Origin of the sequence: Microbacterium sp. KKR3/1, assembly GCF_021272365.1 — a bacterium.
Taxonomy (GTDB): Bacteria; Actinomycetota; Actinomycetes; order Actinomycetales; family Microbacteriaceae; genus Microbacterium; species Microbacterium aurugineum.
Genome location: NZ_JAJSDW010000002.1, coordinates 591,911 through 612,879 on the forward strand (window position 1 = coordinate 591,911; position 20,969 = coordinate 612,879).

The window sequence follows — 20,969 nt, forward strand, 5'->3', positions numbered from 1 at the left end:
GCGGAGCGGCGACCCGTGGCGTAACGGGACGTCCGCGGCTCCGGGCGCGGACGTAGGCTGAGGTCATGTCCGACCACGCCTTCGCCACCCGCGCCATCCACGCAGGACAAGCTGCCGACCCGACGACGGGGGCGATCATCCCGCCGATCTACCAGTCCTCCACGCACGTGCAGGACGGTATCGGCGGCTTCCGCGAGGGTTACGAGTACAACCGTGCGGGCAACCCCACGCGTTCCTCCCTCGAGACCCAGCTCGCGGCTCTCGAAGGCGGAGTGAGCGCGCTCTCCTTCGCCTCGGGGCTCGCGGCGGAGGACGCGCTGCTGCGGGGAATCCTGAAGCCCGGAGATCATGTCCTGCTCGGGAACGAGGTGTACGGCGGCACCTACCGTCTGCTCACCCGGGTGCTGGCTCCCTGGGGTGTGGAGACGACGACGGTCGAGCTCTCGGACGTGGACCTGCTCCGTGCCGCGATCCGTCCGGAGACGAAGATCGTGTGGCTGGAGACGCCGAGCAACCCTCTGCTGAAGATCGTCGACATCGCCGTGATCACCGAGCTCGCGCACGCGGCCGGTGCGATCGTGGTCGTGGACAACACCTTCGCCTCTCCTGCGCTGCAGCAGCCCCTCGCGCTCGGTGCCGATCTGGTCGTGCACTCCACGACGAAGTACCTGGGCGGGCACTCCGACGTGCTCGGCGGTGCGGTCGTGTTCGGCGATGACCGCTACGTCGAGCAGGTCAAGTTCCAGCAGTTCGCCGTGGGTGCGGTGTCCGCGCCGATGGATGCGTGGCTGACGACCCGTGGCATCAAGACACTCGCGCTGCGCATGCGGCAGCATTCCGAGAACGCGCAGGCGATCGCGGAGTGGGCGGCGGCGAAGCCGGAGTTCTCGCAGGTGTACTTCCCGGGACTCGCCTCGCACCCCGGGCATGAGATCGCCGCCGCGCAGATGAGCGGTTTCGGCGGCATGCTGTCGCTCGGGCTCGCTGCCGGCGCCGACGCTGCCCGTGCCTTCGCCGAGAGCACCTCGGTGTTCCAGCTCGCCGAGTCGCTCGGCGGCGTGGAGTCGCTCATCGGCTATCCGTCGGACATGACGCATGCGTCGGTGCGCGGAACGGAGCTCGCCGTCCCGGAGAACGTCGTGCGGCTCTCCGTCGGCATCGAAGACCTCGGAGATCTGATCGCCGACCTCGACGAGGCGCTGGCGCGCGTGAGGCGCGTGCGGGAGCAGTAACGTGCCTGCGGGGTCGTCGCGAGGGACGTATTTGATCCCGCGACGGGGGAGACGGACGCGCTAGCATGGGGGCTTCCTGCGGCGAATCGATTCGATCCGCAAAAGCCCTGAACTCTGGAAGGACGTCGTGTCCGACGCGCCCCGCACTGACTCCATCCCCGTCGCCTCGTCGGAGCAGCAGTCCGAAGAGACTCCGCAGCCCGCGCGCACCGCGACCGGGAGCATCCGCACCTCCACGGCGACCGGAGCGATCCGCACCCTCGGCGCGAATCCCGCGACGGCGCCGATCATGCTGCACCCGGGAGATGCGATCTCCCTCGGCAGGCGGACGCTCTACATCGTCCTGCTCGGAGCTCTGACCGCGCTCGGTCCGTTCACGATCGACCTCTATCTCCCGGCCTTCCCGGTGCTGGAGGAGGACTTCCAGACCACGGCTGCCGCGATCCAGCTGACCCTGACCGGAACGATGATCGGCTTCGCCCTGGGTCAGCTCGTCGTCGGGCCCCTCAGCGACAAGGTCGGGCGCCGGGTGCCGCTGATCGTGGTCACCGCCCTGCACGTCCTCGCGAGCGTGGGGGCGGCCCTCGCGCCGGACCTCGGCCTGCTCAGCGCGGCTCGGGTGCTGATGGGGGTGGGAGCGGCCGCCGGTGGAGTGGTGGCCATGGCGATCGTGCGCGACCTGTTCGGCGGGCGGCGACTGGTCATCATGCTCTCGCGTCTCGCGCTGGTGTCGGGTGTCGCACCGGTCATCGCACCGTTGATCGGCTCCTGGTTGCTGACCCTGATGCCCTGGCGGGGGATCTTCGGCGTGCTCGCGGCCTACGGCGTCGTGATGCTGCTGTCCACGCTCCTGTTCATCCCGGAGACGCTTCCGGTCGCGCGTCGGCAGGGCGGCGGCGCCACGATGGCGCAGCGCTACCGCTCGGTGCTCTCTGATCGCGTCTTCCTCGGCGTGCTCGTGATCGGCGGCATGACCTTCTCCGGATTGTTCTCGTACCTCTCGGCGTCGCCGTTCCTCTTCCAGGTGACCCACGGGCTGGACGCCCAGCAGTACGGTCTGCTGTTCGCCGTGAACTCGCTCGGTGTCGTCGCCGGGGTGCAGACGGCCTCACGGCTCGCCGCCCGCTTCGGACCGCAGTGGGTCATGGCCTACTCGACCGCTGTGCTGCTCCTGGCGGGTGTCGCGATCATCGTCACCGACCAGCTCGGACTCGGGCTATGGGGCACGGTGATCCCGTTGTTCGTCTTCATGACGGCGTGCGGTTTCACGTTCCCCAACGTGCAGGTGCTGGCGCTCGACCGGCACGGCAAAGCTGCGGGGACGGCGGCATCCATCATCGGGGCGACGAACTTCGGAGTGGCGGGGCTCATCTCGCCGCTCGCGGGCTGGCTCTCGCACGACGCCGGGATCACGGCGACGACCATGGCCTCCGTGATGGTCGGTTGTGCGGCGATCGGTGTCCTGTCGCTGTGGTTCATCGTGCGTCCGCGCACCGTGGGGATGCTCACTCCCTGAGTGCCCAGGCATCGTCCGACAGAATAGGACGATGGACAGGCGGATGCTGCTGTGGTGGGGAGTGGGCCTCCTCGCGCTCGCAACGGCGCTCGGTGCGCTGGTCGTGTTCGCGTATCCGGAGACGCCGGGGTTCGACCGGTGGTGGAACGAGATGATCGCCGCAGCCCGTGCCGACGGCATGGTCGACTTCGCCCTCGTCCTGAACTGGATCGGCGGCGGCTGGGTGGCGATCTTCGCGGTGCCGCTGCTGACCATCATCGCTCTCGTGCTCGCTCGCCGATGGCGGGCTGCGGCGTTCGCCGCCCTCTGCTTCGCCGCGAGTGCCGGTGCGGTGCAACTGCTCAAGCTGCTCTTCGGGCGGGCCCGCCCCGACGACATGCTGGTGGTGAGCGACTACGGCTCCTTCCCCTCGGGCCACACGGCGAACGCCGCGACGATCGCGCTCGTGGTCTGGGTGCTGTTCCCGCGGGTCTGGACAGCGGTCCTCGGCGTGCTGTGGGTGCTCGCGATGGCACTCTCGCGCACCTTCCTGTCGGTGCACTGGGCCAGCGACACGCTCGGCGGCGCGCTCGTCGGCGCCGGGGTGGTCCTGGTCCTGGCCGCGTGGCTGCTCCCGTGGGTGCGGCAACCGAGGTCCGAGGTCGCGGCGCCGATAGGCTGAACGGGCCCGTCGTCCAGAGGAGTCCTTCGTGTCGCGCATCCGTCCCTACCGCCCCACCGACCGCGCCGCGCTGTACGAGATCTGCGTGAAGACGGCTGACGCCGGCGTCGATGCGACCGGGGTGCTCTCCGACGATGCGCTCTGGGGAGACCTGTTCGCGGTCCCCTACGCCGAGCGGCATCCGGACCTCTCCTGGGTGGTCGAGAGCGACGACGGGCGCACGATCGGCTACATCGTGGCGACCGACGACACCGACGCCTTCTACACCTGGTTCCGCGATGAGTGGTGGCCGACGCGTCAGGAGCGGTACCCCCGGCCGGCCGAGGTGGTCACCCGCGAGGATCGGATGGTCGACTACGGCTACAGTCGCGCGCCCGGCATCGAGCCGAATGCCGCAGACCACCCGGCCCACCTGCACATCGACCTTCTTCCGGAGACGCAGGGACAAGGGCTCGGCCGTGCCCTCATCGAGACCCTGTTCGCCGAGCTGACGCGTCGGGGCATCCAGGGTCTGCACTTGGGCATCGACCCGAACAACGCGGGGGCCGCCGCGTTCTACGAACGGCTCGGAATGACGCGACTCCCGGCGGAACCGGGCGGACAGACCTACGGCGTGCGCTTCGACGCCTGAACGCCGCATCCGGATGAACGAAAGAGCCTCCGCTGGCGCGGAGGCTCTTTCGCGTGTGGCGGTGACGGCGGGACTCCGGTGCTCACTGCGCTCGCTCCTCCCCGAATCCCCGCATCCGGGTAAACATGAAAGAGCCCCCGCTGACGCGGAGGCTCTTTCATGTGTGGCGGTGACGGCGGGATTCGAACCCGCGGTTGCTTGCACAACACACGCTTTCCAAGCGTGCTCCTTCGGCCGCTCGGACACGTCACCAAGGAACAACCTGTCCATCCTATCCGATCGGCGGAGCGCGACGTGACAGAGCGCTGTGACGACGCCCAGCATGCGATCCTGTCATGACCAATATGACGCGTATGGAATATATTGCTAGTTGTGTGAGTGCTCAATAGCCTCAGATGAGGACGGAACAACGCCGTACCGCATCCGACGCTACTGGGGGAGATTATGCGCGCCAGCTCGACCACGGCACGACCGGACAGTCACCGCACGGTGGCGGCCTTCGAGCAGTACGTGACCGCGGAGCGCGCGATTCCGGGGTGCGCGGTGTTCTTCCTCGAGTCCGCAGTGCACCTCGACGAGGTGCGGGCGCTCGCCGAACGCGACGATGTGATCTTCGTCCCTGCAGGGTCCCTCCCGAAAGTGGATCCTCGGGTCGTCCCGTTCGCCGGGGCGCTTCACGCGCCCGGCGACGAGATGAGCTTCGGCGGGCGCCACGCGTTCCAGCTGCAGGACTACCTCGCCGGTCGCTTCCGCTTCCGCGGCGGGCTCACGGTCGTCCGACAAGGGTCTGCGGAAGGACTCGCTGCATTCCTCCGTGATGCCGACACGGCCCGGGCGACCGGCATCTTCGCCGAACGGCTCCTCGACGGTGCTCTGCTGCTGGATTCCGCCGCGTCGTTCACCCGCGCGTATCCGGTACCGGATTCTCTGGTGCGCGTGCACGTGACCGCGGACGGCGAGTACCGGGACGGCCCTGACGGACTCCTGCTCGGACGGGTGGGCGACGGGCGCGCAGACATCGAGGCCGTGGCCACCGAGAACGCCGGTCGTGGTCGAGCATTCGCGCGCATCGTGGACCCGCGGGTCCTCGAGGCGGATCTCGACGATCGGCCGTGGATCGAGTTGTACGTGTCGCTCGTGACGGCGAGTCGACGGGACCGCGTCTGATGCGCGACGCACACCGCGGGCCCGGGGCGGACCTGGTCGGAGCCCGGGCGCTCCGGGAGTGGATCACCGGGATGCCGGACCGGTACGCGCGGGTGTTCCTGGTCGAAAGCGGCGCGCAGGCGGATCGTGTCGCAGGCGCAGCAGGACGAGACGATGTGATTCTTCTGCCCGAGGGGAGCAGGCCCTGTGCCGGCCCGGCCCGTGTCGTTCGGTACACCGGCGCGCTGCAGGACATCGGGGATGAGTTGTTCTTCGGTGAGCGCGGCGTCGAACTCCAGGACTACGTCGCTGCGGCATTCCTGCAGTTCACCGGGCCGACCGCTCTCAGCCTCTTCGACGCGGTCAGCTGGCAGGCTCTCCTCGACGATGCCGAGCTCGCGCGACGGACGGGCGTGTTTCCCTCGGCACTGATCGATCCGCGAGTCCTCCTGGCGGACCGCGGCGCACTCACGGAACCGGGCGAGCTCGCGACCCCGAGCGCGATCAGAGTGCGGGCGGACGGCGCCGTCAGCGTCGGGGTCCAGGGCGATCCCCTCGGAACCGTCGACGAGCTGCCCGCCGTGCTCGCCGTGCCGCGACCCCGGGCCGTGGCCTTGGGAGGATCGGTGCCTCGAGAGGCGTTCGTCGCCGATCGGACGCTGCGCGAGGGGACGACGCGATACCTCTGCGCGACGGACCTCGTGAAGATGCTCCGCCTGGCCAACGGCGAAGCCCGCATCTCGGGGTTCGGGTGGGCGCTCGTCGACGACGGCCTCGCGGATGCCGATCCCTGGGCCGCGGATCCGTTCCTGATCGAGACCGCGGACGGCTTCGTCCTCGCAGACACGCGGACGTTGCGTCGACAGCTGCTGTCCCCGGTGGCCGCGCAGGTGGTCGCCGTCACGCAGACGTCCACGACGCCGGAGGTCGCAGCGGAGCGCGTGGCTCGGCAGCTGGGCGGCTCCGTGGCCGACGCGCGAGCCCTGTGCCTCGAGGCCGTCACCATCCTCAACATCCGCTTCGGTACCCGAGCGGGCCTCGCTCGCCCGGCGAACGGTATCCGGCGTTGAGCGTGCCGAACGCCGTGTGGAGCTCGATGCTCCCCGCGGATGCGACCTTCCCTCCCGATCGCGTCGCCGTCCGCGCCGCGGGACATCGCATCGAGTTCGCCGACGGATCCACACGCCTGTGCGCGACGAGCGGGCTCTGGAACGTTCCTCTCGGGTACGGGAATCCGGTCGTCGGCGAGGCCGTGGCCAGAGCCACACACGATGCGTCGTACCTGACCCTGTTCCGCGCGTCGCATCGGTATGCCGAAGCCGCCGCGGAAGGTCTTCTCGACCTCGCGGACCCGACCAGGTACAGCCGCGTCATCTTCTCCACCTCGGGCGGCGCCGCGAACGATGCCGCCATGAAGCTCGCACGACAGTACTGGGCGCAGAAGGGCGCAGGATCCCGATCCCTCATCGTCGGGCTGAAAGGCAGCTACCACGGCACGATGTACGGCAGCCACGCGCTCAGCGGAGACGACCTCCTGCAATCCGTCTACTCGGTCGATCGCAGGTCGGTGCGGCACGTCTCGTCCAGCGATGACGGTGAAGAGCTCGCCACTCTGTTGAAGCGGGAAGGGTCCCGAGTCGCCTCGGTCGTCGTGGAGCCCGTCCTGGGCAGTGGCGCATATGCCCTGACCGAGGCGTTCATCGATCGCCTCGTGCTGCTGCGCGAGGAATACGGGTTCCTGCTCGTGGCCGACGAGGTCGCGACGGGATTCGGGCGCACCGGCGCGATGCTCGCCACCGACGAGTGGCCGGCCGCTCCCGACGTGCTCCTCCTCTCGAAAGCACTGACGAACGGCGCGACGGGTGCAGCCGCGATCCTCGTGGGTCCCCGTGTCGCCTCCGAGTTCGCGCGAGGCGGGTGGACCTTCGTCCACGGGGAGACGCAGGCGGGAACGCCGGTGTGCGCGGCGGCCATCACCGCGGTGCTCGAGGAACTGCGTCGGATCGACGTGGAGACGACGACGAAGGCACTCGGGGCCGAGCTGTTCCGTCTGGCGACGGCGCTGAAGTCCGACGGATTGATCACGGAGGTCACGGGGCGGGGCTGTTTCGTGGGGATGGGGCTCCGACACCACGATGAGCGCCGGCTGTCCTCCTCCGAGGTTCTCCGTGTGGTCTCCGCCATCGCCGACCACGGCGTCCTGGTGCAGCCCGGCCCCAGCTCCATCGAGCTGATCCCGGCCTACGGATTCACCTCGGAGGAGCTCCGCACGGTGGAAGCCGCCGTGCGCTCCGGCCTCGCGCGAGTGCAGGAAGCGGCAGCATGACCGCGCACTTCACCGGACGCGTCCCGACCCTGTGGCACGGCCCCGGCGTCGCGCATCAGGTGATGACGCACCTCATCGCGGGACGAGAGGTCCTCGTGATCGCGGACTCGGCGGTCACGGTTCCCTTCCGGGCCGGGTCTGCGGTGAGGACCATCACGGTGGACGCGCCGTCGGTGGATGTCGCGTCGGTCTCCAGGATCGCGCGGCACATCGTTCGTCGGTCGCCCGAGGTCATCGTGGCCGTCGGCGGGGGCAGCGTGCTCGACGCCAGCAAGATCGCCGCGCTCGCGCTCGCTCCGGGGAAGGTCTTCGACTATGCCATCGGTCATGCGGAGAGGTCCGCGCTGACCGTGCTGCCGGATGCGCCGCCGCCCGTGGAGATCATCGCTGTGCCGACGACTTTGGGCACCTCGTCGGAGACGAACAGCGTCGGCATCCTCAAGAACGGGAACGGCTATCGGCTCATCGTCGGACGCTCGCTCAGACCCCGTCATGCCGTCATCGATCCACGCAGCCTGGAGTCCCTCACGTACGGCGCCGTCCGTGAGGGAGCGCTGGAGGCATTCCTGCGTCTTGCCGGTACGTCGACGAGTTCGCGACGAAGCGCCCGGGGGAACAGCGAGGCCGTCATCCTCGGGAGAGCCCTCCTCGAGACCGCCACCCAGGACGCCGGCTCGTCTGCGGGGCGGTTGCGCCTCGCACGGTTGAGCGCAGCGACCCAACGTGGTGCGGCTCTGCGCGGACAGGATCCCTACAGCGCTCGCCATTGGTATGTCGCGAACGAAGTGGCCTTCGTGCTCAGGACTCGCAAGATGGTCGCCACGGCAGCGGTGATCGCCGCGGTCTGGCGTCGTATCTGCGCGGGTGACACCCGCTGGGGAGATCGGCAGAGTCTCGAGGACTTCTGGTCGCGGGTCGCGAGCGGGGTGGCATTGCCTCTCGAACCGGCCGCGGGTATCGCCGCCCTCCTCGAGCGCTGGGATATCCCGCTTCCGTCGCGACCGACCACGCGGGAGGTCGGCCGCATCTCGATGTCCACCGAGGCGTCGTGGGGAGATCGCCGCCCGATGCTCACCGGCCTCGTCGCCGACGACATCCGTGAGGTCCTCCGCGGTTCCCGGTGGAGCGATCCGTGTGCCGGCGATCAACGCCGGCCCTCGACTGCCGTGCAGAGGAGGTGAAGAGATGATCAAGGACGTGGAAGAGCGACTCCGGTTCCAGGAGCTGGACGACATGGAGGCTCCCAGCTGGGAGAGCTTCTATCAGGGCGCCATCAGTGCGCTGATCCTCATCGGGATCGGCGCTGCCGCTGCGACGTGATCCCGTCGCCCGACGGAGATCGAGACGAGGAAGGAGAGAGGTATGAACACCGAAGTGCAGAGGCTCGAATTCACTGAACTCGAGGCGATGGACGCTCTGAACAACACCGATGATTTCGTGCGGGGCTTCGCTGTCGGCGTCATCATCGGAATTCTCGCGCTGACCTAGGAAGCGCATCGCCACGTGATGAAGGAGGTACGAAATGCAGACTGATCTGCTGGAGTTCCAGGAACTCGAACGAATCGACGCGCCACTCGAGTGGTGGGAGCACGTCAGCTACATCATCGCCATCGTCGGCGGTGCCGCGGCGATCGCGACGTGACCGGTCGGGGTGCGGGCGGTTCCGCGCGCCCGCACCCCCTCACTCCCGCGGAGAGGTGTGGTGAATGTCAGGAACGATAACCGAAGCCATCGCGGCGCGACTCGACCGGGCGGGTGCGGTCCCTCGGGAACAGGACCTGTACACGGGCGAGGGGACCGACTTCTACGAGCGACTGGTCGGCGCCGATGCCGCGGAGATCCGAGAGGTGCTGGCGCTCGCGAGAGAAGCCGCGGGTCCGGTCCTCGATGTGGCCGCCGGCAGCGGGAGGCTGACGATCCCGCTGGTGCGCTCCGGCCGATCGGTGACCGCGCTCGATCTCTCCGACGACATGCTCTCGCACCTTCGTCGTGCCCTGCCCGACCATCCGAGGCTCGACTGCGTGATCGCCGACATGCGCGACTTCAGCCTGCCGCGTCCGTACGACCTCGTGGTCCTCGGTGCGACCTCCATCACCTTGTTGGACAGGGAGGGGAGGGCGCGCCTGTACGCGAGTGTGCGACGCCACCTCGCGCCGGGAGGGGTCTTCGCCTTCTCCGTCGCCGGAGGCGCCGCAGCGGAGAGCCTGACGGTGCCGAGCGAGCAGGAGATCCGTGTCCCCGGGCCCGGTCCCGGACCCGGCGGCGAGGAGACCTATCTGTTCTCGCAGCAGATGGAGGAGGACGGCGGGGCTCGCCTGGTCAACTGGGTGCGCCTCGCCGATGTCGTGGCGGGCGGCGACGTGCGCGTGCTCACGAGTCGGCTGCGTGTGCTCAGCCACGAGTTCCTCTCCAGCGAGCTCGTGGACGCCGGTTTCGCTGAACCTGCCGTCTCGTCCGTGCGGACGCACCCCGGAGCGGACATCCTTCTCCTCACGACGACGTGGGTCGGAACCCGGGATCGGGCGCGTGACGATGACACCGCCTAGTTTCGCTCGGCGGCGAGACTCTCGCGCCCCGGTGCCGCTCACGGCCGAGGATCGTCCGCTACTCGCCCCCGGTGTCGTGTTCGAGGAAGTGGGGGAGGCCGGGGTGTGGATCGCGCTGCTGCTGGGGGTGCCCTCGTCGAGGGTCTCGCGGGCCGTCGTCGATCTGCTGACGGCGATGGACGGCGAGACCACGCTCCGCGACCTGCACACGCGCTTCGCCGCATCCGAGCCGCGGGAGGACTTCCTCCTGCTCATCCAGCGCTTCCGCGCCCGCGGGCTCCTGGCCGGTGACACGAAGCCCCCGCCCGGCAGAGTCACCTATCGGCCCCCGTTCACGCTGCAGTTCGCGACGCTGCGTGCACCCGCGTTCTTCGACCGCTGGAATCGCCTGATCGTCCCGCTCTCACGCCGAGGGGTTCTGGCATCCCTTCTGGTGGTGCTCTGCCTCGGCTTCGGCGCTGCGGCCCTGCAGACAGGTGAGGTGTGGGACGTTCTGACCATGCCGGTGTCGTTGCCCGGACTCGTGGGCGTCGTCATCGCATTGTCCGTCATGACGCTGCTCCACGAGAGCGCTCATGGGCTCGCGCTCACACGGTTCGGCGGCGAACCGCGCCGCGCGGGTTTCATGCTCTACTACCTCACCCCCGCCTTCTTCGTCGATGTGACCGACGGCTGGCGCCTCTCCGACCGTTGGCAACGTGTCGCGGTCGCGCTCGCCGGGCCGGCCGTGCACGCCGTCGCCGCCGCGGTCGCCCTCCTCGCCGCGCTCGTCCTTCCGGACCCTCTGATCCACCAGGCGCTGTTGCTCCTCGCCGTGTCCTGCGTCGCGATCGTGCTGGTCAACCTGATTCCGTTCGTGCGATTCGACGGCTACATCGCGCTCATGAGTGCGCTCGACGAACCGAACCTCCGGGACCGGACGATTCACGACGGAGTGGACTTCCTGACCCGGATCCTGTTCGGCGGTCCGCGGACCGCACGGAGCCTCGATCGGTGGTGGAGCGTGCCGTTCGGTCTCGCCTGTCTCGTCGCCCCGATCGCGCTCGTGCTGTTCGCGGTCTCCCGCGTGGTGCGAGCGCTCGCCGGAGGCGGACCGGTGCTGGGGGTCCTCGTCGTCGTCCTGGAAGCTGCCGTGGTGCTCGTCGGCATCGTGATCCTCTCGAGGGCGCTGCGCCGCGTCCTTCGGTCGGGCGTCTCCCGGCTCCGCTTCTTCGCCGTCGGCGCGACGCTGATCGCGAGCATCGTGGTCGTGGGCGCCGTGATCCCGCTGCCGGTGACGGCGACGTACGGTTTCGTCACCCGCGGTGACCGTGTGCTCCTCGTGCAGCCGGGCACCGCCGCCGAGGCGGAGGTGCCGGACGGAGCCCCGGTCGAGCTGATGAGCGCCGGGCTCCTCGCGAGCTCGCGGGTCGCCGGGGGGACCATCGGGCCGGAGCCGCCGATGCCGACGGAGGTCCCCTGGGCGGTGCTCGTCCCCGTCGCGGCGGACGGCGTGGACGTCCCCGCAACGGTCATCGCCGGCGTCGACGTGGACGACGGCGGCGGGAGCACGCCGCCGACCGGACGGGCGCAGGTCGCGCTCGGCACGAGGAGTCTGTGGCAGACGCTCTGGGCGACCGGCGTGGTGTCGCCGTTGTCCGCCCTTCTGGACCAGAAGCACGAGAGGCAGGAAGATGACTGAACATGCGATCGAGGTCCGAGGCCTCACGAAGAGGTACGGCCGCCGGACCGCCGTCGAAGACCTGTCCTTCGTCGTGCCGCGCGGGACGATCGTCGGGCTCCTGGGGCCGAACGGCGCGGGCAAATCGACGACGCTGCGCACGATCGTCGGCTTGCTCCGGCCGACGAGCGGCGAGAGCCTCATCGACGGTGTTCCGTTCTCGGCGCTCGACAACCCCGCATCGCACGTCGGTGTGCACATGGACGGCTTCGGTTTCGAGGCGGGCATCACTGCACGGCGGCACCTGGAGATCTGTCGGCTCGCGGCCGGTGCGCCGCGCGGCCGGACCGACGAGGTCCTCGAGGAGGTCGGGCTCACCGCCGACGCGCGTCGTCGCGTGAAGACGTTCTCGACGGGGATGGCTCAGCGGCTCGGCCTGGCCGCCGCCCTCATCGGGGCGCCGCCCACGCTCATCCTCGACGAACCGGCGAACGGTCTGGACCCCGACGGGATCCGCTGGCTGCGCAGGTTCCTCCGCCGCTTCGCCGAACGCGGCGGCACCGTGCTGGTCGCCAGTCATCAGCTGTCCGAACTCGAACACATCGTGGATGAGGTCGTGGTCATCAAACGGCGAGCACTCTTCGCCGGACGACTCGGCGACCTGGTCACGAGCAATGGCGACTCCCTGGAGAGCAAGTACTTCGAACTCGTCGAGGAAGTGCCGGTATGAGGGGCGCGATCCAGAGCGAGGCCCTGCGCTCCGTGAGCGGGCTTTCCCTCCTCGCCGTGTACCTCGTCGCGTTCCTCCTGCCCGCCTTCGTGCTGTTCTCCGACGGATCGCGCCTCGACGTGGCCGGCCTCGATTCCGCCGCGGGGACCACTCGTCTCCTGGAACCTCTCGCCTGGTCGGCGGTCTCCGCGGCGTTCGTCGGCGCGTACGGCGTCACTCGTGAGTACTACTACGGCTCGATGGACCGGACCCTCACCAGCGTCGGATTCCGGCGTGCGTTCGCCGGAAAGCTCGTCGCGGGCGTCCTCGTCGCGCTCGCCCTGTCCGTCGGCCTCTTCGTCGTGTGGACCACGGGTGTCGCCGTCTTCTTGAGCCGGAGCGGTCTGTCGCTCACTCTGCCGCCGGACGGGTGGCGCCTCTGCGCGGGAGCTCTGGTCGGCGGCGTGCTCGGTGCGCTCATCGGGGGCTCCATCGGCTGGATCACCCGCAACTATTACGCGACGGCCTTCCTCGTCCTCGTCCTGCCGATGGTGGGGGAACTCGCACTGCTGCGCACGGTGCCGGAGGTGGCGAAGTTCTCGCCCGGGTTGGCGCTCGCGGCATTGGGCGTGCCCGGGTATCAGGGCCGCCTGCTCGAGTTCGGCCCGGCGCTCGTCGTCGCACTCGCGTGGACCGCAGGGCTGGTCGCGGTGGCGTGCACCGGTGGTCGCAGGAGGGTGGGATGATCGTCCGCGCGCTCCGAGCCCACGCGCGCGGTGTGACCGGCGACATCGTCCTCCTCTGGGTGGTCGCGGCCGCCTTCGTGTTGTCGACTTCGATGGCGACGAGCGTTCCTGCGGAGCTCGTCGAGGCACCGGCCGAGGTCCGCGCCGCACTCAGTGCGCCGTTCAGCGCGGTGCTCGCGACCTATGGTGCGGTGCTGGCGGCGGTCTACGGTTCCTTCCGCTACACCGTCGACCGGCGGGATGGCGTCGTCGCGCAGCGGCTGATGCTGCAACCCCGGTGGGCGACGCTGCTCAGCCGGACACTCGGGTCTGCTCTCGGCGGCGCCGTCGTCGCTCTCGCGGGACTCGCCGGTGGCCACATCGCGCTGGCCGTCGCGATGGGCGGTGTCCCGGTGGGCTGGGCATCGGTGGGATCCGCACTGGCCGTCGGCGCAGGCGCCGGCCTCTGGGGACTGGGGGTGGGCATCGTCGTCCAGAACCATCTCGTGGCGCTCTTCGTCGCGTCGATGTCTCTGGGCAGCGCCGTCCTCGTCGCGATGTTCTGGAGCGCCGCTGCCCACGGCTTCCCGCTGATCGCGCTGCTCGACGCTTTCGGGTTCGACGTCACGGCTGTGGGGGTGTCGCCAGCCGACGGACCCGGTGGCTCTGTGCCGGTCGTCGTCGGATGGATGCTGGCGGCTCTCGTCGCGGGGGGAGTCACCTTCTTGAAACGCGACGTGACGTAGCGGTCTCGAGCCGCACCGGGGTTCGGAACCGCTCGGGGTGACGACGTAGGATCCCTAGGTGGCAACCCCCAAGATCGTCCTCTTCTACGCGTTCACGCCCCTCGCCGATCCCGAGGCCGTCCGTGTCTGGCAACGCGACCTCGGCGAGGCGCTCGGCCTGCGTGGGCGCCTGCTCATCTCGAAGGACGGGATCAACGGCACCCTCGGCGGCGACATCGGCGTGTTGAAGAAGTGGCTGCGATCGTTCCGCTCCTACGGCCCGTTCGCCGATGCGGACATCAAATGGAGTGAGGGGACGGGGCTGGATGCTGAGGGGCGCAGCCTCGATTTCCCCAAGCTCAGCGTGAAGGTGCGCGACGAGATCGTCTCCTTCGGTGCGCCCGGTGAACTGCGCGTCGATGAGCACGGGGTCGTCGGCGGAGGCACCCGACTGACGCCCGAAGAGCTGCACGGACTGATCGACGAGCGCGGAGACGAGGTGGTCTTCTTCGACGGCCGGAACGCCCTCGAGGCGCAGATCGGGAGGTTCCGCGGCGCGGTCGTGCCCGACACCGAGACGACCAGGGACTTCGTGAGACTGCTCGACTCCGGTGCCTACGACGATCTCAAGGGCAAACCCGTCGTCACCTACTGCACCGGCGGCATCCGCTGCGAGGTGCTGTCGAGCCTGATGACGGCGCGCGGCTTCGGCGAGGTGTACCAGCTCGAGGGCGGCATCGTCCGCTACGGCGAGAAGTACGGCGACGACGGGCTGTGGGACGGATCGCTCTACGTGTTCGACGGCCGCGGTTCGGTCGACTTCTCGGACCATGCGCGCGTCATCGGGGAGTGCGTCGGGTGCGGGGTGCCGACCAAGCGCACCGCGAACTGCCCCGACCTGTCGTGCCGCTCGCAGTTCGTGGTGTGCGAGACCTGCGTGGCCGTGCCCTGCACGGCCCATGCCGCGTGACCGCTCAGGAGACTCGCCCGCGTGCGGGCATGCTCAGACGGCGACCTCGGGTTCCGCGGCGCGGGGAGCGTACAGTGACCGGGGCAGCAGCGTCGCCCGCACACGCGTCGGCCCATCCACACTCCGGCGCAATGCCTGCAGCACCTCGCTGAGCGGTTCGGTGAGATCCGTCTGCAGCTCGGCCGATCGCGCGTAGTTCGTCTGCTCGACTGCATGCGTCAGTCGTCGCATCGTCTCCGCGTCGACACGACGGTCGCGCACCAGGCTGGCAGCACGGACCCGCGGGGTGTCGGCGTCGGAGACCGGCAGCTGCAGGTCGATCAGGGTGTCGCGGAGCTCGGCCCAGGCTGCCGCGGGATCGCCGCGCCTCGCCTGTGTGAATCGTCTGCGACGCTCGATGATGCGGATCAGTGCCGGTACCAGGAGCAGCGCCACGGCGCCGAAAGCGATGAGCACGACCGGCGTCGGATCGAGACGACGCTGCGCGGCGCCGTCGGCCGAGTCGCCCCCGGCGTCCGCACGGTCGATCTCCGGTCCCGAGGTCTCCTCGCTCTGCGGGGCCGTGGTCGGTGCGGGGGTGGCGGGTGATCCGGACTCGCCGCCCTGCGTCACTCCCGCACGGAACGCGGTGGGCACGCCCAAGGATGCGGTGGGCTCGAACGGCACCCAGCCGATACCGGGGAAGAGCACCTCCGGCCAGGAATGCAGCTGATCGCTGGTCACGGAGAAGACCGATTCGCTGCCGCGCTTCTCGTCGGTGAGCGAGCCGGGAAGATAGCCGACGACGATGCGCACCTGCATCCCCAGGCTCTCCGCCATGAGCGCGAACGCCCCTGCGAAGTGCACGCAGTACCCCGATCGCACGTCGAGGAACTGCGCCACGGCTTCGGCGCCGGTGCCGTCGAAGCCTTCTTCCACCGGCGTCTCCAGCGAGTACGCGAACTGCGAGCGGAACCAGTTCTGCAGGGCGATCAGCCGGTCGTAGTCGGTGCTCGCGGCGGCCGTCACCTCGGCGGCACGCTCCGCGATGATCTCGGGCAGCTCCACCGGCTCGGCGTCGGGATCGACCACGGGCGATGCCGCATCGATCGCACGGATCTGCTCGAGCGTCGGAACGAGGCGGGAGGAGGTGACGGTGTAGTCGTTCCCCACCGCGTCGGCGCTGCGGGAGAAGAGGGTGCGGTTGAGGGGGGACACCCGCCACGAGCCGCTGAGCCCCTGCACGTCGGTCGCCGGGTAGGGGACCGGCAGCCACGAACTCGACATGCGGAGCACGCGGATGGACGTGTTCTCCTCCTCCGTCGCGATCTCCGGTCCCCACTCCGGAGTGCCGAACCCGTCGTCCTGCGACTGCAGATCGCCCCGGTCCGGCTGCCACACCCGGCCGTCGAATCGGGAGAGTGTCGTCAGCCGCAGATAGGGGGCCACGTCGGTCTTCGCCGCGATGGTCAGCACTTCGACCGGATTGGGCTGACGCAGATCATCGCCCAGACGCAACGAGGCATCGACCGTGACCCCGACGCCGGTGCCCGCCATGCTCGTCGCGACCGGTAGTGCGGGAGCGATCACCAGGGTCGTGACCAGAGCGGCGGCTCCGACACCGACGGCGACCGAGAGCGAGGACCTGCGGGGGGATTCCGGATGCCGCCTCGCGGTGTAACGGAACAGGAAGAGTGCGACGAGGGCGAACAGCACGAACCACACGACGTTCGTGTCGCCGAGGGTGATGATCATCGGCACGGCGCCGACGATCCCTGTCAGCAGGGTCGCCAGCACCGCGGAGCGATGCGCCACCAGGTGATCGACCAGGAGCGCGACGCCCGCGAAGCCGGAGGCCATGGCGGCGGTGAGAGCCGGCGAGGCATCCAACGGCGCGGAGCCGAACACGATCGCTTCGAGGGCCGCAGCTCCGAGAGTGCCGAACACGGCGAAGGTCGTCGGTGTCGGAAACACGCCGAAGAGCGCGGTATCGCCGGCCACCAGCAGGGTCACCATCGCGACCGCGACGATGATCTGACCGAGGAACGTCCCGGCGTCCCGGAGCCAGGCTGTCCGTCGGCGCAGCAGTCGCCGCAGGAGCATGCCCCCACCCGCCACGGCGAGGATCACGATGAGGACCGAAGAAGACCACGCTCCGGGGGAGATCACCGAGGTGTACGGCCACATCGCCACGATCGTCGCCGTCGCGGCCAGCACACCGGGACCGACGACACCGGTCGGCTCCTCCTCGTCGCGGTGCCACGTCGGCGCCGTGTGCGCGGGGGGCGTGGTCGCCTTCGGGCGCTGCTCAGCGCGGAACATCGCCGACTCCGATCCGCGCCGAGACGGCGTCCTCCCACGCGTCCGCGATGACGGGCCCGAGCGTCGCCACCGTCCATCCGTGCGGAGTGGCAGCCTCCGCGGCGCCCGGGAGTAGCTCCGTGCTGAACAGCATCGGCGCGGCGGCGCCGGCCGGACGCAGCCGGGCGGCGTCCTCCTCATCGAGCCGACCGGTGATGAAGACCAGAGGCCCGGGCGGGGTGCCGCCGATGAGTGCCGCCAGATCACGGCTCTCACCCCTGGGGGCGACCATCGCGAGAGCCACCAGCAGTCCGTCGCGATCGTCCTCGTGCCCGCGGAGCGCACCGAGCAGCGTGCCGGCGCTGTCGATCACGTCGACGCTGTACCCCTCGGAGGCGAGGTGCACGGCCGCGGAGGCGCAGAGCGACACGGCGGTTTCGAAGGCCGGGTCGGCATCGGCGCCGGGCGCATCCCAGCGGCCCGCACTGCGATCGAGGACGACGACCGCGTCGGGGCTGGATTCCTCCTCCTCCTGGCGCACCATGAGCTGTCCGCGGTGGGCGGTCGCACGCCAGTGGATGCGGCGCATCGAGTCTCCGGGGATGTACCCCCGCGGCGAGAGGTTGTCGCTGCCCTGCCCGAGGCGCGTCGACGAGGTGTGCGCGGTTCCGCCGGCGGCTCCGACGCGCACGGCCAGCGGGGCGAGGGCGAAGACCTCGGGGACGACGGTGATGCTGCGGGTCTCGCCGAACGCTTGCTCGCGCTGTGCGAGGCCGAACGGATCGACGGTGCGCAGCATCAGCGGGCCGAGCGGCCAGACACCCCGTCGCACACCGGTGATCGGGTACGTCAGCTGACCCGACTCGGGGGGATATTCACCGCCGGAATCGCCGGCGACCGCCGCGGGGAGGATGTCGTGCCACAGCCCGTGCGGCACCCGCAGCGCGCGGAGCGAGATCCGCACCGTCACGCGCGACGTCTCCGACACGGTGAGCAGATCGGTGGAGATCTGACGCGTGACCGTCCCCGAGCGGCGGGGCAGGCGGACGGCGAGGAGCGAGAAGAGCGTGAGGGCGGCCAGGAGCAGCCCGATGTAGAGCAGGATGCGGGTGCCGAAGACGTTGGCGGCGATCACGCAGCACAGGGCGGCGACGAGCGCGCCGGCTCCACGGCCGGTGAGAGGTCGGCGTCTTCGCATGATCGACCCGATCAGGAACGCGTCGCGACGGGGACGCGCACCCGCTCGACGATCTGGGTGAGTGCGGCCTCGACGGGCTGTGCGCCCGCACGGTGGGCACCACGCGCCGGCAGCAGCCGGTGGGCGAGGACCGGGATGAGCAGGGCCGTGATGTCGTCGGGGATGACGTAGTCGCGGCCGTCCAATGCCGCCCACACCTTCGCGGCGCGGATCAGCTGCAGGGTCGCCCGCGGACTGGCACCGAGGTGAAGGTTCGGGTCGGAGCGGGTCGCCTGTGCGAGGGCGACCGTGTACTCCTCCAGCGCGGGGGCGACATGGACCGAGCGCGCCCAGGCGATGAGCTGGGAGATGGCGGTCGCGTCGGCGACGGGCGACACCGCGGCGAGCGGGTTCACCACATCGCGCTGACGGAGCATGAGTGTCTCGGCCTCCGCGTCCGGGTACCCCATCGAGATGCGCATCATGAAGCGGTCGCGCTGTGCCTCGGGGAGCGCATACGTCCCCTCCATCTCGAGCGGGTTCTGGGTCGCCACCACCAGGAACGGTGTCGGCAGCATGTGGGTCGACCCGTCGACGGTGACCTGCCCCTCCTCCATCGCTTCGAGCAGGGCCGACTGCGTCTTGGGGGAGGAGCGGTTGATCTCATCGGCGATCACGATGTGCGCGAAGACCGCGCCGCGCTTGAACTCGAACTCCTGGTCGACCGGGTTGTAGACCGAGACACCCGTGACGTCGCCGGGCAGCAGGTCGGGCGTGAACTGGATGCGGCGCACGGTCGCGTCCACGCTCGCGGCGAGGGCACGCGCGAGCATCGTCTTGCCCACACCGGGGACGTCTTCGATGAGCAGGTGCCCTTCGGCGAGGAGGCAGACGAGGGCGCTGCGCACGGCGTCCGGCTTCCCGTCGATGACCCGTCCGATGGAGCCGAGGATCGCAGAGGTCTGCGCGGCGAACCGTTCGGCATCGATCATCACCGGGATCAGGGGGGCGTTCTCTGGCATGCGTTCCCTCTCACATCGGCGCTGCGGTGCGCGTTACTCGATCGTAACCCGGCGGCGCGGTCCCCGCTCTGGAAGCTTCCCCTGAGAGGGCGGCGGCGGCGTCCGTGACCCAGCCGGTCCGTCGAGCGCTCGAGCGGTGTCGTCGCACCCCACGTGCTCGGGTTAGGATGGTTGACGGCTCTCCGCGTGACAGCATCCAGGCCAATTCCCCCAGGGCGGAAACGCAGCAAGGGTAACCGGGCTCTGCTGGGTGCGCGGAGAGTCTTTTTCATGTGCGGGTGCCCTGTCGTGACGCCCACTCGAACGTCAGCTGCACCTGAGACAATCGTCCGGTGACCGTCTCCCCGCCTCCGAAGGCGCAGCATCCGCTCGGCCGATTCGCCTCGCCGGTGCTGCTCCTCGTCGCGATGTGGATCGTGCAGTTCGCCGATGCGGTCCTTCCGGGGTCGTTCACCGGTTTCGGCCTGAGGTCCTGGGATGTCTCGGGTCTGGGCGGCATCGTGCTCGGTCCGCTCCTGCATGCGAACTGGCAGCACCTCATCGCGAACTCGGTGCCCTTCCTGGTGCTCGGATGCCTGGTCGCCGTCGAAGGTGCCCGCAGGTTCTGGGCCGTCACAGCCATCGTCGCGATCGTGGGCGGCATCGGGACCTGGGTCGTGAACGCTCCGGGGACGCTGACGGTCGGCGCCTCCGGGCTCGTGTTCGGCTACTTCGGCTACGTCGTGATGCGGGTGTTCGCCCCCGGACGCGTCGCCCACCGCATCCTCTACGCCGTGATCGCTCTGGTCGTGATCGCGCTGTACGGCGGCTCGATGGTGGCCGGAGTGTTCGGTGCCGCAGAGGGCATCTCCTGGCAGGGTCACCTGTTCGGCGCGATCGGCGGGGGTGTGGCTGCGTTCGCCGGTCGCCCCCGCACGGCGCGCGGCAGCGTGGCGACATGACCCCGGGGCGCACGGCCTCCCGGCCGAAAGGTCGAGCGGCGACGAAGAAGACCGCGAAGAGCCGCAAGAGCGCGACGCGGCGACGCAAGACCGGCGCGCGCAGACGTGCCGCGATCCGGGCGCGCCGGAGGAAGATCCTGCAACGGGTGCTGCTCTCCGCCGCGGCGGTCGTCGTCCTCGGGGGACTGCTCGCGCTGATCCCGCTGGGACTCGCCCGTGATCCCGCCCCGATCTGCCTCGACGAACCCCGGACGTTCCCCGAGGCGGGCATCCGCGGCTGGAGCGGGGAACAGCTCGACAACGCCGCGACGATCATCCGTACGGCGGGCGACCTCGGGTTCCGCCGCGACGGACAGATCCTCGGAGTGATGACGGCGATGGGCGAGAGCAGCCTGCGCAACATCGACTACGGCGACTGGGAGACGAGCGGGTTCACCAACCCCGACGGATCGCGCACGACCAGCATCGGACTCTTCCAGCAGCAGGAGTGGTGGGGGAGCGTCGAGCAGCGCATGGATCCGCAGACCGCGGCGACGCTGTTCTACGACCGGCTGGGCCGCCTGCCCGGATGGCAGGAGCTGGAGCCCTCGCACGCGATCCACCGGGTGCAGATCAACACCGATCGCGACTACTACGCGCGCTTCCAGGAAGATGCCGCCGCCGTCGTCGACGCACTGTCCGGTCCGTGCGAGTGAGCCCCCG

The 20,969-nt window shown here is 69.7% G+C and carries 22 protein-coding genes, 1 tRNA gene and 1 other RNA gene; 20 read left to right on the forward strand and 4 right to left on the reverse strand.

Translation table 11 applies throughout. The features are described 5' to 3' along the window. The first annotated feature begins 65 nt into the window (after positions 1 to 65). From LVJ59_RS14595 to LVJ59_RS14610, 4 genes are all read left to right on the forward strand, one after another. Positions 66 to 1,232 (forward strand): cystathionine gamma-synthase, encoded by a 1,167-nt coding sequence (locus LVJ59_RS14595; protein ID WP_232763574.1) that lies wholly within the window; start codon positions 66 to 68, stop codon positions 1,230 to 1,232. Between the two features lie 127 nt (positions 1,233 to 1,359). Next, positions 1,360 to 2,748 carry a multidrug effflux MFS transporter gene (locus LVJ59_RS14600; protein ID WP_232763575.1) on the forward strand — a complete coding sequence of 463 codons (1,389 nt, stop codon included), beginning with the start codon at positions 1,360 to 1,362 and terminating at the stop codon, positions 2,746 to 2,748. A 31-nt stretch (positions 2,749 to 2,779) separates the two neighbouring features. Further along, on the forward strand, positions 2,780 to 3,409 hold the full coding sequence (locus LVJ59_RS14605; RefSeq protein WP_232763576.1) for a phosphatase PAP2 family protein: 630 nt from the start codon (positions 2,780 to 2,782) through the stop codon (positions 3,407 to 3,409). Between the two features lie 28 nt (positions 3,410 to 3,437). Next, the gene (locus LVJ59_RS14610) at positions 3,438 to 4,040 is read left to right on the forward strand and encodes a GNAT family N-acetyltransferase (protein WP_232763577.1); all 603 of its coding nucleotides are present in this window, start codon (positions 3,438 to 3,440) and stop codon (positions 4,038 to 4,040) included. Between the two features lie 164 nt (positions 4,041 to 4,204). On the opposite strand, the gene LVJ59_RS14615 is transcribed toward LVJ59_RS14610, so the two are convergent. Further along, positions 4,205 to 4,292 (reverse strand) — tRNA-Ser (locus LVJ59_RS14615). 192 nt (positions 4,293 to 4,484) lie between these two features. Between LVJ59_RS14615 and LVJ59_RS14620 the strand changes: the two genes are divergently transcribed. The 13 genes from LVJ59_RS14620 to LVJ59_RS14665 all read left to right on the forward strand — a co-directional run bounded on the left by LVJ59_RS14620 (position 4,485) and on the right by LVJ59_RS14665 (position 14,847). Then, the gene (locus LVJ59_RS14620) at positions 4,485 to 5,207 is read left to right on the forward strand and encodes a hypothetical protein (RefSeq protein ID WP_153242748.1); all 723 of its coding nucleotides are present in this window, start codon (positions 4,485 to 4,487) and stop codon (positions 5,205 to 5,207) included. Next, a complete protein-coding gene (gene mpaB, locus LVJ59_RS14625) occupies positions 5,207 to 6,256 on the forward strand; it encodes a daptide biosynthesis RiPP recognition protein (protein ID WP_269816950.1) in 1,050 nt (349 codons plus the stop codon). Before LVJ59_RS14620 ends, mpaB begins: the two co-directional genes overlap by 1 nt. 2 nt (positions 6,257 to 6,258) lie before the next feature. After that, entirely contained in the window at positions 6,259 to 7,512 is a 1,254-nt protein-coding gene (gene mpaD / locus LVJ59_RS14630) for a daptide-type RiPP biosynthesis aminotransferase (RefSeq protein ID WP_232763619.1), read from the forward strand. Continuing rightward, positions 7,509 to 8,693, forward strand: a complete 1,185-nt coding sequence (gene mpaC, locus LVJ59_RS14635; RefSeq protein ID WP_232763579.1) for a daptide-type RiPP biosynthesis dehydogenase — start codon at positions 7,509 to 7,511, stop codon at positions 8,691 to 8,693. The genes mpaD and mpaC overlap by 4 nt, the downstream gene beginning before the upstream one ends. A gap of 4 nt (positions 8,694 to 8,697) precedes the next feature. Next, positions 8,698 to 8,832 (forward strand): MpaA1 family daptide-type RiPP, encoded by a 135-nt coding sequence (gene mpaA1, locus LVJ59_RS17995; protein ID WP_261812217.1) that lies wholly within the window; start codon positions 8,698 to 8,700, stop codon positions 8,830 to 8,832. Between the two features lie 42 nt (positions 8,833 to 8,874). Continuing rightward, a complete protein-coding gene (gene mpaA2 / locus LVJ59_RS18000; protein WP_261812218.1) occupies positions 8,875 to 9,000 on the forward strand; it encodes an MpaA2 family daptide-type RiPP in 126 nt (41 codons plus the stop codon). A 34-nt stretch (positions 9,001 to 9,034) separates the two neighbouring features. Next, positions 9,035 to 9,154, forward strand: coding sequence for an MpaA3 family daptide-type RiPP (mpaA3, locus tag LVJ59_RS18135; RefSeq protein WP_308191516.1), 120 nt, complete (start codon positions 9,035 to 9,037; stop codon positions 9,152 to 9,154). A gap of 64 nt (positions 9,155 to 9,218) precedes the next feature. After that, complete coding sequence (gene mpaM, locus LVJ59_RS14640) at positions 9,219 to 10,058, forward strand: daptide-type RiPP biosynthesis methyltransferase (protein WP_232763580.1); 840 nt, start codon at positions 9,219 to 9,221, stop codon at positions 10,056 to 10,058. 31 nt (positions 10,059 to 10,089) lie between these two features. Continuing rightward, positions 10,090 to 11,739, forward strand: a complete 1,650-nt coding sequence (gene mpaP, locus LVJ59_RS14645) for a daptide biosynthesis intramembrane metalloprotease (RefSeq protein WP_232763581.1) — start codon at positions 10,090 to 10,092, stop codon at positions 11,737 to 11,739. Further along, complete coding sequence (locus LVJ59_RS14650) at positions 11,732 to 12,448, forward strand: ATP-binding cassette domain-containing protein (RefSeq protein ID WP_131491384.1); 717 nt, start codon at positions 11,732 to 11,734, stop codon at positions 12,446 to 12,448. The genes mpaP and LVJ59_RS14650 overlap by 8 nt, the downstream gene beginning before the upstream one ends. Further along, complete coding sequence (locus LVJ59_RS14655) at positions 12,445 to 13,173, forward strand: ABC transporter permease (RefSeq protein ID WP_232763582.1); 729 nt, start codon at positions 12,445 to 12,447, stop codon at positions 13,171 to 13,173. Before LVJ59_RS14650 ends, LVJ59_RS14655 begins: the two co-directional genes overlap by 4 nt. Beyond that, complete coding sequence (locus LVJ59_RS14660) at positions 13,170 to 13,898, forward strand: hypothetical protein (protein WP_232763583.1); 729 nt, start codon at positions 13,170 to 13,172, stop codon at positions 13,896 to 13,898. Before LVJ59_RS14655 ends, LVJ59_RS14660 begins: the two co-directional genes overlap by 4 nt. A 58-nt stretch (positions 13,899 to 13,956) precedes the next feature. Continuing rightward, complete coding sequence (locus tag LVJ59_RS14665; RefSeq protein WP_232763584.1) at positions 13,957 to 14,847, forward strand: rhodanese-related sulfurtransferase; 891 nt, start codon at positions 13,957 to 13,959, stop codon at positions 14,845 to 14,847. 33 nt (positions 14,848 to 14,880) lie between these two features. Here the strand turns inward: LVJ59_RS14665 and LVJ59_RS14670 are convergent, their stop codons facing one another. The 3 genes from LVJ59_RS14670 to LVJ59_RS14680 are packed head-to-tail and all read right to left on the reverse strand — an operon-like array spanning position 14,881 to position 19,326. Next, complete coding sequence (locus LVJ59_RS14670) at positions 14,881 to 17,148, reverse strand: DUF3488 and transglutaminase-like domain-containing protein (RefSeq protein WP_232763585.1); 2,268 nt, start codon at positions 17,146 to 17,148, stop codon at positions 14,881 to 14,883. Next, entirely contained in the window at positions 17,135 to 18,325 is a 1,191-nt protein-coding gene (locus LVJ59_RS14675) for a DUF58 domain-containing protein (protein WP_232763586.1), read from the reverse strand. The genes LVJ59_RS14670 and LVJ59_RS14675 overlap by 14 nt, the downstream gene beginning before the upstream one ends. 11 nt (positions 18,326 to 18,336) lie before the next feature. Further along, positions 18,337 to 19,326, reverse strand: coding sequence for a MoxR family ATPase (locus tag LVJ59_RS14680; protein WP_047522165.1), 990 nt, complete (start codon positions 19,324 to 19,326; stop codon positions 18,337 to 18,339). Positions 19,327 to 19,499: 173 nt separating this feature from the next. On the opposite strand from LVJ59_RS14680, the gene ffs reads away from it, so the two are divergent. The 3 genes from ffs to LVJ59_RS14695 all read left to right on the forward strand — a co-directional run bounded on the left by ffs (position 19,500) and on the right by LVJ59_RS14695 (position 20,962). Next, an RNA gene (gene ffs, locus LVJ59_RS14685) (signal recognition particle sRNA small type) lies at positions 19,500 to 19,596 on the forward strand. 62 nt (positions 19,597 to 19,658) lie between these two features. Further along, positions 19,659 to 20,267 (forward strand): rhomboid family intramembrane serine protease, encoded by a 609-nt coding sequence (locus LVJ59_RS14690; RefSeq protein WP_047522167.1) that lies wholly within the window; start codon positions 19,659 to 19,661, stop codon positions 20,265 to 20,267. Beyond that, positions 20,264 to 20,962 carry a hypothetical protein gene (locus LVJ59_RS14695; RefSeq protein WP_232763587.1) on the forward strand — a complete coding sequence of 233 codons (699 nt, stop codon included), beginning with the start codon at positions 20,264 to 20,266 and terminating at the stop codon, positions 20,960 to 20,962. Before LVJ59_RS14690 ends, LVJ59_RS14695 begins: the two co-directional genes overlap by 4 nt. Positions 20,963 to 20,969: the final 7 nt, after the last annotated feature.

Bases quoted from the DNA above. Each gene is read 5' to 3' on its own strand.
- LVJ59_RS14670 (WP_232763585.1), bottom strand. From the start codon at position 17,148: ATGTTCCGCGCTGAGCAGCGCCCGAAGGCGACCACGCCCCCCGCGCAC.
- LVJ59_RS14595 (WP_232763574.1), top strand. From the start codon at position 66: ATGTCCGACCACGCCTTCGCCACCCGCGCCATCCACGCAGGACAAGCT.
- mpaM (WP_232763580.1), top strand. From the start codon at position 9,219: ATGTCAGGAACGATAACCGAAGCCATCGCGGCGCGACTCGACCGGGCG.
- LVJ59_RS14675 (WP_232763586.1), bottom strand. From the start codon at position 18,325: ATGCGAAGACGCCGACCTCTCACCGGCCGTGGAGCCGGCGCGCTCGTC.
- LVJ59_RS14650 (WP_131491384.1), top strand. From the start codon at position 11,732: ATGACTGAACATGCGATCGAGGTCCGAGGCCTCACGAAGAGGTACGGC.
- mpaC (WP_232763579.1), top strand. From the start codon at position 7,509: ATGACCGCGCACTTCACCGGACGCGTCCCGACCCTGTGGCACGGCCCC.
- LVJ59_RS14655 (WP_232763582.1), top strand. From the start codon at position 12,445: ATGAGGGGCGCGATCCAGAGCGAGGCCCTGCGCTCCGTGAGCGGGCTT.
- LVJ59_RS14660 (WP_232763583.1), top strand. From the start codon at position 13,170: ATGATCGTCCGCGCGCTCCGAGCCCACGCGCGCGGTGTGACCGGCGAC.
- LVJ59_RS14695 (WP_232763587.1), top strand. From the start codon at position 20,264: ATGACCCCGGGGCGCACGGCCTCCCGGCCGAAAGGTCGAGCGGCGACG.
- LVJ59_RS14605 (WP_232763576.1), top strand. From the start codon at position 2,780: ATGGACAGGCGGATGCTGCTGTGGTGGGGAGTGGGCCTCCTCGCGCTC.
- LVJ59_RS14680 (WP_047522165.1), bottom strand. From the start codon at position 19,326: ATGCCAGAGAACGCCCCCCTGATCCCGGTGATGATCGATGCCGAACGG.
- mpaA2 (WP_261812218.1), top strand. From the start codon at position 8,875: ATGAACACCGAAGTGCAGAGGCTCGAATTCACTGAACTCGAGGCGATG.
- mpaB (WP_269816950.1), top strand. From the start codon at position 5,207: ATGCGCGACGCACACCGCGGGCCCGGGGCGGACCTGGTCGGAGCCCGG.
- LVJ59_RS14620 (WP_153242748.1), top strand. From the start codon at position 4,485: ATGCGCGCCAGCTCGACCACGGCACGACCGGACAGTCACCGCACGGTG.
- mpaA3 (WP_308191516.1), top strand. From the start codon at position 9,035: ATGCAGACTGATCTGCTGGAGTTCCAGGAACTCGAACGAATCGACGCG.
- mpaA1 (WP_261812217.1), top strand. From the start codon at position 8,698: ATGATCAAGGACGTGGAAGAGCGACTCCGGTTCCAGGAGCTGGACGAC.